This is a genomic window from Aeromonas finlandensis (genome assembly GCF_000764645.1).
In the GTDB taxonomy this organism is placed as follows: Bacteria; Pseudomonadota; Gammaproteobacteria; order Enterobacterales; family Aeromonadaceae; genus Aeromonas; species Aeromonas finlandensis.
This window is the reverse complement of sequence record NZ_JRGK01000351.1, coordinates 1-1,444: the sequence shown is the minus strand read 5'-3', so window position 1 is coordinate 1,444 and position 1,444 is coordinate 1. Positions and strand designations below refer to the sequence as shown.

The 1,444-nt window shown below is 43.0% G+C and carries 2 protein-coding genes; both read right to left on the bottom strand.

What is annotated here, in order from left to right; all coding sequences use genetic code 11:
- Positions 1 to 577 (bottom strand): asparagine synthetase B family protein (locus LD28_RS0121130; RefSeq protein ID WP_420911726.1); only part of this gene is annotated, 577 nt, incomplete at its 3' end.
- Positions 578 to 659: 82 nt separating this feature from the next.
- A partial coding sequence (locus tag LD28_RS0121125; protein ID WP_156120348.1) for a class I SAM-dependent methyltransferase occupies positions 660 to 1,444 on the bottom strand: 785 nt, incomplete at its 5' end.

Genomic DNA, 1,444 nt, shown 5'->3' with positions numbered 1-1,444 from the left:
GGGTACGCTCTCCGACGGGGAGTTGGAAAGCCAGATAATGAGCGACCGTATCAACCGTAATTCGGGCAGGGAATCCTGGCACCAAGGTCAAAGCCGCCAGTTCGGAGGCAAACACTAACAAACCGTCAAACTCGGCATAATAGAGTGGTTTCTCACCAAATGGATCGCGTGCCAGCAGCAACTCCCTACGCTCACGATCGTAGTAGGCAAGTGCAAACATTCCCTCGAGCCGGGTGAGAAAGTCAGCCCCTTCCCGCACCAGACCATTGACTAGGATCTCGGTATCAGAATGGCCGGTAAATGATATGCCAGCGTCTCTAAGACGCCCCCCCAACTCGAGATGGTTGTAGATCTCTCCATTAAATACGATACAGCCCCGCTGTTGTGCATCATGCATTGGTTGATGCCCGGCAGGCGATATATCCAGAATACTCAATCGACAATGCGCCAGAACACAGCATCCGTCATCCGACTCCCAAATCCCCCAGTCGTCGGGCCCTCGATAGGTAATAGCATCCACCATTCTATTAGCCTGCTGTTTCAACCACGCAGGCTCATGATTACCATGAATACTCATTATTCCGGCTATACCGCACATTTTTATAACTCCATAAAGGTAAACCAACCCATAATGTCATTCATGAGACATCACATAATTATCAACTATCATGCGATGGTTTTTCCAGAACGAATAGCACACCAGCAACTTCCATATCTTCCCACGCCAGTGATGCATATTCATCTGCGAAATCAAAAGAGACTTCCTGAATATATTCTTTATTGTTCTTCATATATTCCTCTTCAGCAACAATCCTGAAGCCATGTTGTAGAAAAACCTGTCGATAATCACTATACCGCAACTGATTTCCATGTAAAAAGTGGCCAGCATTAGCATAATATTCACACCACTCTGACTTACCTATTTTCAGGAAATCAAGTGGACGTGAAAAATCCCGGTGGTCTCTGAGGTCAATCCAGTGAAAAGCAAAACCACCTGATGCTAATAAATCATATGTCTTGGCTACGAATGAATGAATATCTACAACATGCTCCATTACGGCACACGAATAACATACATCGTATTTTTCATCATCATTGAAGTCTTCAAGCTTTATATCAGGAAAGTAATTTAGTCTAGTACCATGATGATCACTAAGATTGAGTAATTCAATATCATTATTAAATTCAACATCATCATTTACATTGTATGGAACATTGAAAAGTCCCATCAAAGCTTTAATCATTGAAACATGATCATTGAAAGGATATATTTCGCCTAGTCCAGGAAATGGCTCGATCGAGGTCCACTCGCCTCCCCATCGTAATAGACTATATATCTCAATTCCAAGAGAATGACCAGAGCCTATATGTAAAAATCGCCCCACAGGTCTTGAAATATATCTTTTACGGTATTTTTCGAATTCATTACCACGCGATATGTGAT